The organism is Streptomyces sp. NBC_00582 (assembly GCF_036345155.1).
In the GTDB taxonomy this organism is placed as follows: domain Bacteria; phylum Actinomycetota; class Actinomycetes; order Streptomycetales; family Streptomycetaceae; genus Streptomyces.
Window position 1 is genome coordinate 8,890,739 of record NZ_CP107772.1, and the last position, 15,519, is coordinate 8,906,257.

The 15,519-nt window shown below is 72.6% G+C and carries 16 protein-coding genes; 9 read left to right on the forward strand and 7 right to left on the reverse strand.

Annotation, left to right across the window (positions count from 1 at the left end):
* The first annotated feature begins 16 nt into the window (after nucleotides 1–16).
* A complete protein-coding gene (locus OG852_RS40285; protein ID WP_330350453.1) occupies nucleotides 17–1,186 on the forward strand; it encodes a thiolase family protein in 1,170 nt (389 codons plus the stop codon).
* Nucleotides 1,187–1,228: 42 nt separating this feature from the next.
* Here the strand turns inward: OG852_RS40285 and OG852_RS40290 are convergent, their stop codons facing one another.
* A complete protein-coding gene (locus tag OG852_RS40290) occupies nucleotides 1,229–2,011 on the reverse strand; it encodes a TVP38/TMEM64 family protein (protein ID WP_133915291.1) in 783 nt (260 codons plus the stop codon).
* Nucleotides 2,012–2,060: 49 nt separating this feature from the next.
* Here OG852_RS40290 and OG852_RS40295 point away from each other — a divergent pair, with 49 nt between their 5' ends.
* On the forward strand, nucleotides 2,061–2,789 hold the full coding sequence (locus OG852_RS40295; protein WP_133915290.1) for a DNA alkylation repair protein: 729 nt from the start codon (nucleotides 2,061–2,063) through the stop codon (nucleotides 2,787–2,789).
* Here OG852_RS40295 and OG852_RS40300 read toward each other — a convergent pair.
* Nucleotides 2,786–4,156 carry a cell filamentation protein Fic gene (locus OG852_RS40300; protein WP_330350454.1) on the reverse strand — a complete coding sequence of 457 codons (1,371 nt, stop codon included), beginning with the start codon at nucleotides 4,154–4,156 and terminating at the stop codon, nucleotides 2,786–2,788. The genes OG852_RS40295 and OG852_RS40300 overlap by 4 nt on opposite strands.
* A gap of 395 nt (nucleotides 4,157–4,551) precedes the next feature.
* Here OG852_RS40300 and tuf point away from each other — a divergent pair, with 395 nt between their 5' ends.
* Nucleotides 4,552–5,721: an elongation factor Tu gene (tuf, locus tag OG852_RS40305; RefSeq protein WP_330350455.1), complete on the forward strand. Its 1,170-nt coding sequence runs from the start codon at nucleotides 4,552–4,554 to the stop codon at nucleotides 5,719–5,721.
* A gap of 90 nt (nucleotides 5,722–5,811) precedes the next feature.
* A complete protein-coding gene (locus tag OG852_RS40310; protein WP_330351580.1) occupies nucleotides 5,812–6,603 on the forward strand; it encodes a spermidine synthase in 792 nt (263 codons plus the stop codon).
* Nucleotides 6,604–6,684: 81 nt separating this feature from the next.
* Here the strand turns inward: OG852_RS40310 and OG852_RS40315 are convergent, their stop codons facing one another.
* Complete coding sequence (locus OG852_RS40315; protein WP_330350456.1) at nucleotides 6,685–7,704, reverse strand: hypothetical protein; 1,020 nt, start codon at nucleotides 7,702–7,704, stop codon at nucleotides 6,685–6,687.
* Between the two features lie 145 nt (nucleotides 7,705–7,849).
* Between OG852_RS40315 and OG852_RS40320 the strand changes: the two genes are divergently transcribed.
* Nucleotides 7,850–8,287 (forward strand): DUF4442 domain-containing protein, encoded by a 438-nt coding sequence (locus OG852_RS40320; protein WP_133915342.1) that lies wholly within the window; start codon nucleotides 7,850–7,852, stop codon nucleotides 8,285–8,287.
* 97 nt (nucleotides 8,288–8,384) lie between these two features.
* On the opposite strand, the gene galU is transcribed toward OG852_RS40320, so the two are convergent.
* Complete coding sequence (galU, locus tag OG852_RS40325) at nucleotides 8,385–9,344, reverse strand: UTP--glucose-1-phosphate uridylyltransferase GalU (RefSeq protein ID WP_330350457.1); 960 nt, start codon at nucleotides 9,342–9,344, stop codon at nucleotides 8,385–8,387.
* 305 nt (nucleotides 9,345–9,649) lie between these two features.
* Between galU and OG852_RS40330 the strand changes: the two genes are divergently transcribed.
* The gene (locus tag OG852_RS40330) at nucleotides 9,650–11,158 is read left to right on the forward strand and encodes a hypothetical protein (protein WP_330350458.1); all 1,509 of its coding nucleotides are present in this window, start codon (nucleotides 9,650–9,652) and stop codon (nucleotides 11,156–11,158) included.
* A 32-nt stretch (nucleotides 11,159–11,190) separates the two neighbouring features.
* On the opposite strand, the gene OG852_RS40335 is transcribed toward OG852_RS40330, so the two are convergent.
* Entirely contained in the window at nucleotides 11,191–11,586 is a 396-nt protein-coding gene (locus tag OG852_RS40335; RefSeq protein ID WP_330350459.1) for a hypothetical protein, read from the reverse strand.
* Between the two features lie 203 nt (nucleotides 11,587–11,789).
* Between OG852_RS40335 and OG852_RS40340 the strand changes: the two genes are divergently transcribed.
* Entirely contained in the window at nucleotides 11,790–12,434 is a 645-nt protein-coding gene (locus OG852_RS40340; protein ID WP_330350460.1) for a DedA family protein, read from the forward strand.
* Between the two features lie 29 nt (nucleotides 12,435–12,463).
* On the opposite strand, the gene OG852_RS40345 is transcribed toward OG852_RS40340, so the two are convergent.
* Nucleotides 12,464–12,991, reverse strand: a complete 528-nt coding sequence (locus tag OG852_RS40345) for a gamma carbonic anhydrase family protein (protein WP_133915283.1) — start codon at nucleotides 12,989–12,991, stop codon at nucleotides 12,464–12,466.
* A 132-nt stretch (nucleotides 12,992–13,123) separates the two neighbouring features.
* On the opposite strand from OG852_RS40345, the gene OG852_RS40350 reads away from it, so the two are divergent.
* A complete protein-coding gene (locus OG852_RS40350) occupies nucleotides 13,124–13,888 on the forward strand; it encodes an acyltransferase (protein ID WP_133915341.1) in 765 nt (254 codons plus the stop codon).
* Nucleotides 13,889–13,971: 83 nt separating this feature from the next.
* Here the strand turns inward: OG852_RS40350 and OG852_RS40355 are convergent, their stop codons facing one another.
* Nucleotides 13,972–14,829, reverse strand: a complete 858-nt coding sequence (locus tag OG852_RS40355; protein ID WP_330350461.1) for a DMT family transporter — start codon at nucleotides 14,827–14,829, stop codon at nucleotides 13,972–13,974.
* Between the two features lie 104 nt (nucleotides 14,830–14,933).
* On the opposite strand from OG852_RS40355, the gene OG852_RS40360 reads away from it, so the two are divergent.
* Nucleotides 14,934–15,506, forward strand: a complete 573-nt coding sequence (locus OG852_RS40360; RefSeq protein WP_330350462.1) for a helix-turn-helix domain-containing protein — start codon at nucleotides 14,934–14,936, stop codon at nucleotides 15,504–15,506.
* The last annotated feature ends 13 nt before the right edge of the window (nucleotides 15,507–15,519 follow it).

Consider the following 15,519-nt stretch of genomic DNA (forward strand, 5'->3'; position numbering starts at 1 on the left):
TCGCGGAGGCCCGCACATGCGTGACGCAGTCATCGTCGAAGCCGTACGCACCCCGATCGGCAAGGGCAGGCCGAACGGCTCCCTCGCGCACGTCCATCCCGTCGAACTCCTCGCCCACACCCTGCGCACCCTCGTCGAGCGCTCCGGCGTCGACCCCGCGCTCATCGACGACGTCATCGGCGGCACCGTCGACCAGGTGGGCGAGCAGGCCATGAACACCACCCGTTACGCCGCCCTCTCGGCCGGTTTCCCTGAGACGGTCCCCGCGACCACCGTGGACCGCCAGTGCGGCTCCTCCCAGCAGGCCGTGCACTTCGCGGCGCAAGGGGTCATGGCCGGGGCGTACGACCTGGTCGTGGCCTGCGGGGTCGAGTCGATGAGCCGGGTGCCGATGTGGTCCAACGTGCCGCCCGGCAAGGACCCCTTCGGCCCCGGGGTCGCCGAGCGCTACCCCGACGGACTGGTCCCGCAGGGCATCAGCGCCGAACTCATCGCCGCCAAGTGGTCGATCACCCGCGAGCAGATGGACACCTTCGCCGTGTCCTCCCACCGCAGGGCCGCGGACGCCTGGCGGCAGGGCCTCTTCGACGCCGAGGTCGCCCCCCTCGACGGAGTCGCGCGGGACGAGAGCGTACGGCCCGGCACCACCCCCGAGATCCTCGCCGGGCTCAAACCGGCCTACCACGACCCGGCGTTCGCCGCCCGCTTCCCGCAGATCGAGTGGAACGTCACCGCGGGCAACGCCAGCCCGATCAACGACGGCGCCTCGGCCGTGCTCATCACCTCCTCCGAGACCGCCGCCCGCCTCGGCCTGCGGCCGCTCGCCCGGCTGCACAGCTTCGCCGTCACCGGCTCGGACCCCCTCCTGATGCTCACCGGCGTCATCCCGGCGACCGACAAGGTGCTGCGCCGGGCCGGGCTGCGCCTCGACGACATCGACCTGTTCGAGGTCAACGAGGCGTTCTCCAGCGTCGTCCTGGCCTGGCGTCAGGAGACCGGCGCCGACCTCGCCAAGGTCAACGTCCACGGCGGCGCCATCGCCCTCGGCCACCCCCTGGGCGCGAGCGGCACCCGCCTGACGACGACCCTCGTCCACGCGATGCGCGAACGGGGCGCCCGCTACGCCCTGCAGACGATGTGCGAGGCGGGCGGACTGGCCAACGCGATGATCTTGGAGTCGGTGTAAGGGAGGCGGTGCAACGGAGCCGGTGCCGGGGCTCGGGCGGGCTCAGCGACGACGCAGGTGGTGGCGCTTGCGCCAGGCCACCACCGCGCCCGCCACCGTCGGCAGCGCGATCGAGGCCAGCGCGATCAGGAAGAGGGGGGACGTCGGGGCGGAGGCCCGGGCGCCGGCGACGACATAGGCGGCCGTGTTCGGGATCGAGCCCAGCGCGGTCGCCACCAGATACGGCGTCCAGCGCATCCGGGAGACGGCCGCGGCGTAGTTCACACCCCAGAACGGCAGCCCCGGGAACAACCGCGCCCCCAGCATCGACCGCATCCCGTGCCGGCTCAACTGACCGTCCGCCGCCCTGAGCAGCCGACCGCGCAGCAGGGGCCGTAGCGCGTCCTGACCCAGCACCCGGCCGAGGCCGAAGGCGAGCCCGGCGCCCAGCACCGTGCCCACCAGCGCCGCGGAGAGCCCGACGGCCGAGCCGAACACCGCGCCCGCCGCCAGGTTCAGCAGCGGGCGGGGCACGAACGCGACCGTGCACAGCCCGTACGCCCCCGCGAACACCACGGCGGCCGTCACCCCGCCCACCTGCGGCGGCCAGCCGTCCGCGAGGAGTCTCTGCGGTTCGAACAGCAACACGCTCGACCCGGCCAGCGCGAGGAGGACGACGAGCAGCGCGAACCGGCACCAGGGCGACAGCAGCACTCTGCCGAGGCGCGCCAGGGGACGGGCGGGCGCGGCGGCGGTGACGAGAGGCACGGGAACGAGGAGCTCCGTGGCGGCGGCCCGGGGAGTGGCCGCGGCGGTGCCCCCAGAGCGGGTGGTGGCATCGAGCATCCCGCGACAGTAACCGAAGGACATGTGTGATCGCCGTATGGTTCGTCTCATGACCGTCACAGGCGCGGGCACGACCGGTGTACCGCACAGCGCTCTCGCCGACACCGTGCTGGAGCGGCTCACCGCGGTCTACGGGGGCGCGGCCGACGCCGAGAGGGCCGCCGCCATGCGGGCGTACATGAAGGACGTGGCACCCTTCCTGGGGCTTCCCACGCCCGAGCGCCGCGCCCTGTCCCGGACCGTCCTCGCGGGCACGTCCCGCCCCACCGAGGCCGACTGCACGGCGATCGCCCTGCGCTGCTGGGCCCTGCCGGAGCGCGAGTACCACTACTTCGCCGTCGACTACCTGCGCCGGCACGCCGGGCGCTGCTCGTCCGCGTTCCTCCCGGTCACCCACCGGCTGATCACGACGACCTCCTGGTGGGACACGGTCGACCTGCTCGCCGCGCATGTCGTCGGCGTCCTCGTCGAGGCCGACCCCCGGCTCACCGCCACCATGGACGCCTGGATCGCCGACGACGACCTGTGGGTCGCCCGCACCGCCCTGCTGCACCAGCTCCGCCACAAGGACCGCACCGACGCCGACCGCCTCTTCGCGTACTGCCTGCGCCAGTCCGGCCACCCGGATTTCTTCATCCGCAAGGCGATCGGCTGGTGCCTGCGTGAATACGCCAAGACCGACCCGGACGCGGTCCGCGACTTCCTCGTGCGCGAACGGGGCCGCTTCGCCCCGCTGACGGTCCGTGAAGCGCTCAAGAACATCGGTGGCGCCGGCTAGTCCGTACCCGTTCCGGCGTTCCGGCGGGTCCCCGTGAGGTGACTGTCGATGGACCGGGCGAGGATCAGCCCGTCCTGCGGCGCGTCGGCCCGGAAGGAGACCCGGCGGAGCAGGAAGACCTTGTCGAGGGCGATGCCCTCGCGGGCGAGGACGAAGACGAGGGTCAGGAACGCGGACCGGGCGTTGCCGTCGTCGAACGGATGGAAGAAGCAGACGTCCAGGTAGGCGCGGGCGGCGCGGGCGGTCAGGGGGAGCGGCCGGTCGCCCCGCGCCGCGCTGTCCGCCAGGCAGGCGTCGAGACGGGCGCGGGTGTCCGGGCCGATGCCGTACCGTTCCCGGCCCCGCTTGGCGAAGGCGGGCAGACTGCGGAAGTCCGGCGGCTCCGGCGTGCCCAGGACATGGTGCTGCCAGCCGCGCAGCACCTCGAAGTCGAGCTCTGCGCCGCGTGCCGCGTCGGCCCGTACCCGCTCCAGCGCGGCGAGCAGACCCTGCGCGCGGGCGGGGTCCAGGGCGCCGTCGAAGCCGCGGATGTCGTCCGCCGCGCCGTCGGAGGCCGGTTTGACCGGCCCGTCCTCGCCACTGGCCGGCGCCTCCCGCCACGGCACGTCCTCCCGCACCGCGAGCCAGCTCTCCAGATGGTCCGGCGGCGGCGCGGGGGACCACGCCACGTCGTCCGGCCGCAGCGACCCGGCGATCCGCTCCGCCACGTCGTCGATCAGCACGCGGTCCGGGCCGGTCCAGCTCTCGAACCGCCCCCCGACGGCCTCTTGGACGAGTCTCCGCGCGGCGTCGGGCTCGAGGCCCCAGCGGCTGAGGAACCAGGTGAGCACCTGATGGCAGTGTCCGTACCAGCCGCTGCCGCAGCCGGTGCGGTCGGTCACCTGGACGATCAGGTTCCGGGCGGCGCACTCCCACAGGATCCGCTGGTCGTCGACCGAGACCGGATCCAGTGGATACGCCTCGAAGCGCCCGGCGAGGCTCTCCAGCCACCCGCGCCATTCGCACAGCGCCGAGGTGACCCGGGCGAGGGTCTCCTCCGGGGTGGTGATCGAGTGGGGCGGACAGCACCAGCTCCCGACCGGGCCGCCGTCGAAGTCCCCCTCGTCGAGCGCCCAGCGCCACCCCGCGGCCCAGAGCCCGTACTGCTCGACCAGGGCGTACGACATCGCGTCGGCCCACGGCCCGGCCACGTCCGAGTCCCAGGCGCGCATCGCGGGATCGGCCGGGGAGACGTCCGGCCGACGCGGCACCCGCCGGGCCGGCCCGAGCGAACGCACCACCACCGCCGCCGACGCGCTGTCGAAGGGATGACGGGCGGGATCCACCTCGTCCCAGCCGAGTTCGCGCGGTGACAGCTCGACGATCATCGGACAAGCCTCCGCGCCCACCCGCCCCCCGTTCAACCGAATTGGGGCCGCCACCGGGGCGCTTCGTCGTCCGGGGCGTGCGGCCGCCACTCGGCCGCGCCGAACCCGTTCACCGCGACCGCGCCCTGTCTCCCACCCACCCGAAAACCATTCGACGCCGAACGAACCGTCGGCGAGGATCGACACCATGTTCCGGTACGCCTTCGCCATCACGGCATCCGCCGTCGCGGATGCCCCGAAGGCTGCCGTCCCGCTGTACCCGGCCGTTTTCGGCGGCGCCCGAAGCTGACCCTCCCCGGATCGTCCGGCGGACCCCGCAGGGGGAGGGTCGGCCGGTTCCCCGGGGTCCCCTCTCCCAACGGAGATCTTCCACGCAGACGCTTCGAGGTACAGCCATGCCCAAGACCGCCTACGTGCGCACCAAGCCGCATCTCAACATCGGCACCATGGGCCACGTCGACCACGGCAAGACCACTCTGACCGCCGCCATCACCAAGGTCCTCGCCGGCCGCGGCACCGGCACCTACGTGCCCTTCGACCGTATCGACCGCGCCCCCGAGGAGGCGACCCGCGGGATCACCATCAACATCGCGCACGTCGAGTACGAGACCGACACCCGCCACTACGCGCACGTCGACATGCCGGGCCACGCCGACTACGTCAAGAACATGGTCACCGGCGCCGCGCAGCTCGACGGGGCGATCCTCGTCGTCTCCGCGCTCGACGGGATCATGCCGCAGACCGCCGAACACGTGCTGCTCGCCCGGCAGGTGGGCGTCGACCACATCGTCGTGGCGCTGACCATGGCCGACCGGGCCGACGACGAGCTGGCCGAACTCGTCGAGCTGGAGGTCCGCGACCTGCTCACCGCGCACGGCTACGGCGGCGACGCCGCCCCCGTCGTACGGGTCTCGGGACTGAGGGCGCTGGAGGGCGACCCGCGGTGGACGGCGTCGATCGACGCGCTGCTCGACGCGGTGGACATCTATGTGCCGATGCCGGAGCGGTATCTGGACGCGCCGTTCCTGCTGTCCGTGGAGAACGTGCTCACCATCACCGGCCGGGGGACCGTCGTCACCGGTGCCGTCGAGCGGGGCACGGTGCGGGTGGGCGACCGGATCGACGTGCTCGGCGCCGGGCTGGAGACCGTCGTCACCGGCCTGGAGACCTTCGGCAAGCCGATGGAGGAGGCGCAGGCCGGGGACAACGTGGCGCTGCTGCTGCGGGGCGTGCCCCGCGACGCCGTCCGGCGCGGCCACGTGGTGGCGGCACCGGGCAGCGTCGTACCGCGACGGCGGTTCTCCGCGCAGGTGTACGTGCTCTCCGCGCGCGAGGGGGGCCGTACGACGGCGATCGCCACCGGCTACCGACCGCAGTTCCACATCCGCACGGCGGACGTCGTGGGGGATGTGGACCTGGGGGAGACGGGGGTGGCACGGCCCGGTGAGAGGGTCGTCATGACCGTCGAGCTGGGGCGTGAGGTGCCTCTGGAGCCCGGGCTCGGGTTCGCGATCCGTGAGGGTGGGCGGACGGTGGGGGCAGGGACGGTGACGGCCGTGCTGTGAGAGGGGCTGCTTCCCCCCGGGCACAATGAAGGGGTGAACGACGAGCCCATACCCGTCAGCCGCGTCGTCGACCACGGCACCGCCAAGCTCATGCCCGACGTCGACCGGGAGCGGGCGTGGCTGCTGACGGTCGACGGGGCGCCGCAGTCGTACGTCGATCTGGACGCGCCGACGCATCTGGAGTTCGAGTACGCCCAGCGGCTGGGGCACGTCCTGGACACCGTGGCCGCGCCCGGGCGGCCCCTGGACGTGGTGCACCTGGGCGGGGGCGCGCTCACCCTGCCCCGGTACGTGGCCGTCACCCGGCCGGGTTCGCGGCAGGACGTCGTGGAGGCCGACCGGGGGCTGCTGGAGCTCGTCGTCGAGCATCTGCCGCTCCCGGCCGGCGCCGGTGTCGCGCTGCACACGGCCGACGCCCGCGCCTGGCTGGAGGCGGCCCCCGAGAACTCCGCCGACGTCCTCGTCGCCGACGTCTTCGGCGGCTCCCGGATCCCCGCCCATCTGACCTCCCTTGCCTACGCCCGTCAGGCCGCGCGGGTGCTGCGTGGCGACGGCGTCTACCTCGCCAACCTCGCCGACGCGGCGCCGTTCGGCTTCCTCCGCTCCCAACTGGCCAACTTCGCCGCGGTGTTCGAGGAGCTCGTGCTCATCGCCGAGCCGGCCGTCCTGCGGGGCCGCCGGTTCGGCAACGCGGTCCTCGTCGCCGCGCACCACCCCGTCGACGTGACCGCCCTGGCCCGCCGCACGGCCTCCGACGCGTTCCCGGCCCGGGTGGAACACGGCCCCGGGCTACGGCGGTTGATCGGCGACGCGCGTCCGGTGCGGGACGAGGACGCCGTACCGTCCCCCGAACCACCGGACGGCGCCTTCGGCATCGGCTGAGACGGCCGCCGCCCTCTCGGAACCGGATGCCGGTCGGCCTCCGGTTCGCCGTCCGCGACGGCGGCCCCGGGTCCGTGCCGCTCAGTTCGCCGTGGGCTCGCCGTGCCAGCGCACGGTGCTCAGGATCCGCAGGACCGTCGCCTTCGGGACCTCGTCCTTCACGCCCTTCGCCCCGAACCAGTTCCACGACACGTAGTCGCCCTTGGAGTTCTTGAAGCCGAACGTGATCGCCTTGCCGTCGCTGTCGCACTTGCCCTTCTGGGGCGTGTTCGTCGACTGGGCCCAGGCGTAACTGCCCTTGATGCCGGACGCGGTGGTGAAGGGCGTCGCCTTCTCGTCGTAGGTGATGCTCTTCTTGTCGGGCTCGGTGTAGCCGCCGAAGACCCACCACGCCGGGGTGTTGACGGCGATCTCGTCGGTGTTCTTGGCCCCTTCGGCGCCCTTGGTGCCGACCATCGCCAGCGCCGTGTAGTCGGTCTTGCCGTCCTTGTCGCTGTCGGTGCCGCACCACTTGGACTTGTACTCGGCCACCCCCGACATGAGGATCGAGCCGTAGCCGCTGGCCTCCTTCTTGTCCTCCCACTCGAAGCCGCGGCCCACTCCGGGCTTCTCGACCTCCCAGTCGGCCGGCACGTCGAAGGCGAGGCCCCACTTGGGGTTCACCACGACCTTCCAGCCCGAGATGGTCGCCTTCTCCTCCTCGTTGTCACGAGGGTTGTCGTCGGTGCCGACGGAGGCGGAGGCGGAGGCTGGCGCGGACGCCGAGGGGCTGGTGCCGCCCTTGGCCGTGTCGTCCTTGCCGTCGTCCTTGCCGCCCAGCACCAGGTAGCCGGTGACACCGGCGGCGACGACCACGGCCGTGGCGGCGACGATCGCGACCAGCTTCGTGCGGTCGCCCCCGCCGCTCCCGCCCCCGGGCGGGGGCTGGGGTCCGCCCACGGCCGTCGGCGCACCCCACTGGGGCTGCTGCCCAAAGGGGTTGGGCTGCTGATAGCCGGGCTGCTGGTACGGATTGGGCTGCTGATAGCCCGGCTGCTGGTACGGATTGTTCTGCGCCTGCGGGTTCTGCTCTCCCCCGGGCGGCTGGTTTCCTGGCCACATGGCCTGAAACCCTAGTGCCGTCCGTGACCCGGTGTGGTCACCGGCCCTCCTCGTCTCGTGACCTCGGCGTGGTGGGGCGAGCACCGTGCCGACCCTGGCCAGGCAGGCTACTCATGGGTAACATCGCGGCATGAGCGCAGACCAGATGTCCATCGGCGAGATGCTCGCCGCCACCGTGCCCATGGCCCGGACCCTCAACCTCCAGTTCCTGGAGACCGGCCGGGACCGGGCTGTGGTCGCCCTGCCGGACCAGGGCGACTTCCACAACCACGTGGGCGGTCCGCACGCCGGTGCGATGTTCACGCTGGGCGAGTCCGCCAGCGGTGCCATCGTGCTGGCCGCGTTCGGGGACCAGCTCTCGCGTGCGGTGCCGCTCGCCGTGCGCGCGGAGATCGCCTACAGGAAGCTCGCGATGGGTGCCGTCACCGCCACGGCGACCCTGGGCCGGCCGGCCGCCGAGGTCGTCGCCCAGCTCGACGCGGGGGAGCGCCCGGAGTTCCCGGTCGTGATCGAGATCCGGCGCGCCGACGGGGCCGTCACCGGCGAGATGACGGTGGTGTGGACCCTGCGCCCCAACGGCTGAGTGCCGCGGGGGATGTGAGACGGGTGCCGGGGTGGTCGGGGTCGGGGAGGGCGGGGGGCGGGGGCCCGCCCGAGGCGTCCGGACGAGCCCCCGGGGGTCAGGCCGCCAGCGGCTCCCGTCCGGAGCCGCTCTCGCCGTCCCCGCCCCTGCCGACGGTGTCGGTGACCAGGCCCGCCGCGAACTCCTTCAGCCAGCTCACGAACTCCGGGCCGAGATCGGGGCGGTCGCAGGCCAGCCGGACCACCGTACGCAGGTAGTCGGCCTTGTCTCCGGTGTCGTAGCGGCGGCCGGAGAAGATCACACCGTGGACCGTGCCGCCCGCGGCGAGTTCCTGCAGGGCGTCGGTGAGCTGGATCTCGCCGCCGCGCCCGGGCTCGGTGCGCTCCAGGACGTCGAAGACCGCCGGGTCGAGGACATACCGCCCGATGACCGCGTACCGGCTCGGCGCCGCCTCCGGTGAGGGCTTCTCCACCAGGCCCGTCACACGTACGACGCCGTCCTCGCCGGACGGTTCGACCGCCGCGCAGCCGTAGAGGTGGACCTGCTCCGGCGGCACCTCCATCAGTGCGACGACGCTGCCCGCGTACCGGTCGCGGATCTCCAGCATCCGGCTGAGCAGGGTCTCCCGAGGGTCGATGAGGTCGTCGCCGAGGAGGACGGCGAAGGGCTGGTCGCCGACGTGATGGCGGGCGCACAGCACCGCGTGGCCGAGGCCGAGCGGGTCGCCCTGCCGGATGTGGTGGATGTCGGCGAGCCGGGCCGGGTCGCGCACCGCGTCCAGTCGTACGGTGTCGCCCTTGGCCGCCAGGGCCTGCTCCAGCTCGAAGGCGTGGTCGAAGTGGTCCTCGATGGCCCGCTTGTGGCGGCCGGTGACCATCAGGACGTCGTCCAGACCGGCCGCGGCGGCCTCCTCGACGACGTACTGGATGGCCGGTTTGTCGACGACCGGGAGCATCTCCTTCGGGGTCGCCTTCGTCGCGGGCAGGAAGCGGGTGCCGAGGCCCGCCGCCGGGACGACCGCTTTGCGGACCGTGGGTGAAGAGTGGGGGGTACTCATGGGGATCAGGGTGGACGAAGGGGATGGGAGAACCCCGGGAGTTCCCTGGGTGATTCCTGTGCGAGGGAAGTTGAAGATTTCGTGTGGCAACGGCCTTTGCTCGTCCACAAGTTGAGCCGCGTCGTCCGGCCGGATGTCGAATACGGGTACGGATACCGGCGGTAACTTTTTTGCAATTCCCTCGTTTTGACCTTGGGTCGATCGAACTCCTTGTTTCCTGTGAGACGCATGTGCGAAGGTGAGCCTCCCCTTACGACGGCCACGCAATGCGCGGGCGGTCCGTCGGCGTGGAAGGAATTGGTTCCGTGCAATCCCCGAACCCCCCGCGACCCCCCTACCCGCCCCGCCCCGGGTGGCCCCCCGGGGACTCCGACCCCCATCTCGCCGCCCGGTTGGCCGAGGGAGACACCAGCGGTCGCGCGGTCGCCCTGCTGCTCGCCCGGCACTGGCGGGCCACCCATGACTACGCGGCCGTCTGCCTGGCCGACTCCGGCGACTCGGCGCGGCTCGTGGCCGCCGCCGCGTTCCACACGGTGTTCGACCGGCTCGCGAAGGGGCACAGCGGTGGCGCCCTACGGCCCCAACTCCTCGTCGTGGTCCGGAACACGGTCCGTGAATGGGCCGGAACCGAAGGGCTTTCCGCGGTCCTTCCGGAGCTGCGCAAAACCGTGGGCGGTCGCGGACTGCGCGCCGCCAGACCCGTCACCCCCGAAAGGCGACAACTCGCCGAGCGCGCTTTCTCGTTGCTTCCGGCCGCTTCCCAATGTCTGTTGTGGCACTCCGAGGTGGAGCGGGAACCGCTATCCGTACCGGCCGGTCTGCTGGGCGTCGACGACATCACCGCGGCGGCCGGACTGGAACAGGCGCGAGAGCAATTCCGGGCGGGCTGCGTCCGTGCCCACCGTGAACTCGCGCCCACCGCCGAATGCCGCTTCTACAACCGCCTCCTCGACGTTCCCCTGCGCCGCGGCGGAACGCTGCTGCCCGATGTCCGCCGGCATCTCGCGCAGTGCCGCTTCTGCCGGCACGCCGCCGAACAGCTCGGCCACTTCGACGGCGCACTGGACACGCTGCTCGCCGAGACCGTGCTCTCCTGGGGCGCCCACCGCTATCTCGACTCGCGTCCCGCACGCGCCGCGTCCGGTGCCCGTCCGGCCGGGCCCATCGCTGCGGCCCGCCCGACGGGACGTCACCGCGTCGCGCCCAGCGGTCTGCTCGACCTGTCGGGCCGGCGCCCGAAGGCCGTGCTCGTCGGCGTCGGCCTCACCTCCCTCGCCCTGCTCGCGACCGTCCTCGTCGCCAAGAGCTGGTCCGACGACAACGGTGTCCCCGCGCCGGGAGCCACCTGGGGCGCCCCGGCCGGCGGCACCGGCACCCCGGACACTCGGACCCCGAGCACTCGCAGTCCGGGCATCCCCACACCCGGCGCCCGTACCCCGGGGCCGGAGGACCCCGCGCCCTCCGGCCCCCGCACGGCGGGGACGAAGGCGACCGAGGCTCCCGGGGAGGGGGCGCCCACGGAGCCCGCCGCCCCCCGCACCGACCCGCCCCTGTCCCGTGACGCCGGGCGGGTGCCTCCCGCGCTGCCCGACGCGGCCCCGGTCGCACCGGAGTCCGGGACCGAGGCGGCCCAGGTGAGGTGTTGCGGCGCACCGGCGCGGCGACCGCCGGGGCCGGCCGTGCCGATCCGTCTGCCGGAGCCGGCTGTGCCGATCACCGTGGTGCCTGTCCGCCTGCCGGAGCCGCCGGGGCCGGCGTCGGTCCCCCCGCCGACCGGCGCCGTCGTGCGGGTGACGACGGTCCTCTCCCGCTGACGGCACACCGTCCGGGCATTCCCGGACGGGACCTAGGAGGTGCAGACGTCCCGCAGCTCGGCGGCGGCGTCGTCGATCGCGGACGAGTCCGGGGTGTCGCCGTTCAGGATGTCCCGGTTGTACTCCTTGATCGCCTGGTTGAGCTTGTTCACCGCCTTGTCGACCTTGCCGTCGTCCGACGTGTCGTCGATTCCGTCCAGGCTCTTCTCGATCGTGGCGATGGAGTCCTCGGTCTTCGTGGGGTCCTCGATCGCGTCCGCCCCCGCCCTGTTGATCGCGGTGATGCTGTCCGTGATGTCGGAGGCGTCGGACAGGCAGTCGACCGTGTCACCGAACTCGCACCCGGTGAGCAGGCCGGTGGTCAGCGCGAGCGCTGCGGCGGCGGAGGCGATGACGGCGGTACGGCGGCGCCGGCGGTTCACGGCCATGGAAGGGGTCCCTTCTTCACTGTTGTCCTTCGCTGTCGTCCTGTGGACCACGATGACCTGCACCCGGTGGCCGTCACGAGGGGCCGTACTCCCCTCTCCGTGGTGGAGCCCGCTCCACCACGGATCCCGGGCGGGCCCGGCCCAACGGGTAGGCTTCCCGGCAGCAGGCGATGTTCAAGGGATGTCAAAGGGGAGGACCGCCGGTGCACGTCCAGGAGTGGCTCGACACGGTGCCCGCGGCGGCCGTCTACGCCGTGGTCGGTCTGGTCATCGGGCTGGAGAGCCTCGGCATCCCGCTGCCCGGCGAGATCATCCTGGTCTCGGCCGCGCTGCTGTCCTCGCAGCACGCCGGCATCAACCCCGTGGTGCTCGGCGCGGTCGCCTCCGCCGGTGCCGTGATCGGCGACTCCATCGGCTACGCCATCGGCCGCAAGGGCGGGCGTCCGCTGCTGGCCTGGCTGGGCAAGAGGTTCCCGAAGCACTTCGGCGAGGGGCACATCGCGACGGCCGAGCGGTCCTTCGAGAAGTGGGGCATGTGGGCCGTGTTCTTCGGCCGTTTCATCGCCCTGCTCCGCATCTTCGCGGGGCCGCTCGCGGGTGTGCTGCACATGCCGTACTGGAAGTTCCTCATCGCCAACGTGCTGGGCGGGATCGTGTGGGCGGGCGGGACCACGGCCGTCATCTACTACGTGGGTGTCGTCGCCGAGTCCTGGCTGAAGCGGTTCTCCTATCTGGGCCTGGTGGCGGCCGTGTTGATCGGGCTGACGTCCTTCCTGGTCATCAAGCGCAAGGCGAAGAAGGCGCAGGCGGCACAGCAGGAAGCGGAACCGGTTCCCGCCGGGGAGTGAGCCGCCCTCCCCTCACTGCCCTCCGACCCTCACTCGTGAACCTCCTTGTGCGCCTTCGCCAGGTCCGCGTACAGGGTGCCGTTCAGCGTGACCCCCTGCCGCTCCTCCTCCGTCAGCTCCCGCTTCACCTTCGCCGGGACGCCCGCCACCAGTGAACCAGGCGGGACCTCCATCCCCTGCGGGACCAGGGCCTGGGCCGCGACCAGGGAACCCGCTCCGATCACCGCGCCGTTGAGGACCGTCGCGCCCATGCCGATGAGACAGTCGTCGCCGACGGTCGCGCCGTGGACGACCGCGTTGTGGCCGACGGAGACCCGTTCGCCGACCGTGACGGGGAAGCCGGGGTCGGCGTGGAGGGTCACGTTGTCCTGGATGTTGGCGTCGCGGCGGACGGTGATCCGCTCGACGTCGCCGCGCACGACCGCGCCGTACCAGACGCTGGCCCCCGCCTCCAGCGTCACGTCCCCGACGACGGAGGCCGTCGGGGCCACGAACGCCGCCTCGTCGACCTTCGGTTCCCTGCCGCCGATGCCCACGATCAGCGCCCTGTGCGTCATCACCGTCTCCTCGTCTCCTCGTCCCCACGTCGCTCGTGTCCGTCGTACCGTCGCACCGTACGCCACCCGGTGGGGCGAAGATCACAGGCCTCCGGCCGTATCCCGGAGGTGACCGGTGAGTACGGTGAGCGGGTGCCGAAGCGCAAGAACACGTTCTCATCCTGGCGGGGCCGCCTCGCGCAGCGCGTCGTCCACGCGGGCTGGGCGTGGGTGCAGCGCACCGGCTCCGTGACGGCCGAGCGCCCCGGACGCCTCCGCTTCGGTTCGATCGGCCCGGCCACCCGGCTCGCCTTCCCGCTCGGCACCGTCTTCGGTGAACCCTGGATCCACCTCGGCTCGCACTGCATCGTGGGCGAGCAGGTCACCCTGACGGCGGGGCTGATGCCCGACCTCGACCTCGGGCCCGAGCCGATCCTGCGCATCGGCGACGGTGTCGTCCTCGGCCGGGGCAGCCATGTCATCGCCGACACGACGGTCACCATCGGCAGTGACTGCTACTTCGGGCCCTATGTCTATGTGACGTCCACGAACCACTCCTACGACGACCCGCACGAGCCCATCGGGAAGCAGTGGCCCCGCATGGAGCCGGTGGAGATCGGGCCGGGCTGCTGGATCGGCACCGGCGCGGTGATCCTTCCGGGGGCGCGGATCGGGCGGAACGTGGTCGTCGCGGCGGGGGCGGTGGTCCGCGGGACCGTGCCCGACCACGCCGTCGTCGCGGGCGCGCCCGCGAAGGTCGTACGCCGCTGGACTCCCGATGAGGGCTGGCAACCGCCGCTGCGCACCCCCGCACCGGTGCCGATCCCCGACGGGGTCACCTCGGACCAGTTGGTCGCCCTGACGGACCTGGACGAGGAGACGGTGGAGAAACTCGCGCAGCTGGAGCGGGAGGGCTGAGCGGAGGGGGAGCGGGGTGGCCTCCCCTCCGGGGGTGTCTCCCGGGCCCCGGCAGGTCCAAGGGCAGGCAGGCCCCCGCCGGGTCAGCCGGTGGCCAGGAGCAGGGTGCCGAGCAGGGCCAGGCCCGCACCCGCCGCCTGGACGGCACGCAGTCGCTCGCGGAGGAAGCCGCGGGCGGCCAACGCGGTCACCACCGGGTAGAGCGAGGCCAGTACGGCGGCGACCGTGACCGGGCCGTGCTGGGCGGCGACCGCGTAGAGGCCGTTGGCGGCGACGTCGGCGAGACCGACGAAGGCGTACGCCGGCAGCGCGGAGAGGGCCAGTCCGCCGTGGGGGAGTGCGGCGCCGCCGCGCCGGACGGCCGTGTACAGGGCGACACCGCCCGCCGCCACATTGGTCAGACGCTGGACGAACAGGGCGAGGAACAGACCGGTGGGGGTCGTCGACGCCTCGGTGATCAGGACGAACACGGTGCCGAAGCCGAGCGCCGAGACCAGGGTGAGGAGGATGGCCCGCCGCTGGACGGGTGCCCCCCGCAGCTGCGGCCCGCCCGCCATGACCACGCCCACCACCGCGACCGCGATGCCCGCGACCTGGAGGAGCCCGGGGCGTTCGCCGAGGAGCAGGCCGACCGAGATCGGGACGGCCACGCCGAGGGTGGCCAACGGGGAGACCACGCCCATCGGACCGAGGGCCAGCGCCTGATAGAAGGAGAGCAGGGCGACCGGGCCCACCAGACCGGCGGCGACGGCGAACCACAGACGGGGACCCGCCTCGCTCCAGCCGCCCGTGGCGACCACGAGCCCGCCGAGGACGACGGCCGCGATCGACTGCGACACCATGACGACCGTCAGCGCCGGGGCGCGGCGCGTCAGCAGTCCGCCGCCGAAGTCGGCCAGTCCCCACAGCAGGCTGGTGACCAGGGCGAAGAGTGCGGTCACGGTCCCTCGCAGTACAGTTCGATGCACCATCGGGTGCACCACGATAGTGCAGCACGATGAACCCTGTCATTCAGAATATTGAACTCCAGCATCTTGGACGGAATGTGGCGGACCTCGACCTGCTGACTCAGTCCCTGGCGCGCAACGTCAAGCACTGGCGGGCGGTGCGCGGCTTCACCCTGGACGTGCTCGCCGCCCGCGCGGGCGTCAGCCGGGGCATGCTGATCCAGATCGAGCAGGCCCGCACCAATCCGAGCATCGGGACGGTCGTCAAGATCGGTGACGCGCTCGGCATCAGCGTCACCACCCTTCTCGACTACGCGCGGGAACCGAAGGTGCGGGTCGTCCCTGCCGACCAGGTGGTGCGGCTGTGGCACACCGAGGCGGGCAGCTACAGCCGGCTGCTCGCGGGCGCCGAGGCCCCCGGGCCGCTGGAGATGTGGGACTGGCGGCTGATGCCGGGGGAGGGCAGCGCCTCGGATCCGCACCCCGTGGGCACGGTCGAGATCATCCATGTGACGTCGGGCGAGCTGACCCTCACCGTCGAGGGTGAGGAGTACCGGGTCCCGGCCGGGGCGAGCGTCACCTTCGAGGCCGACGCCCCGCACTCGTACGCCAATCGGGGCGAGACCCCGGCGGAGCTGGTGCTGGCCGTCTCGGTCCCGCCCGTGCGCTGAGAGGCGGCGCCGC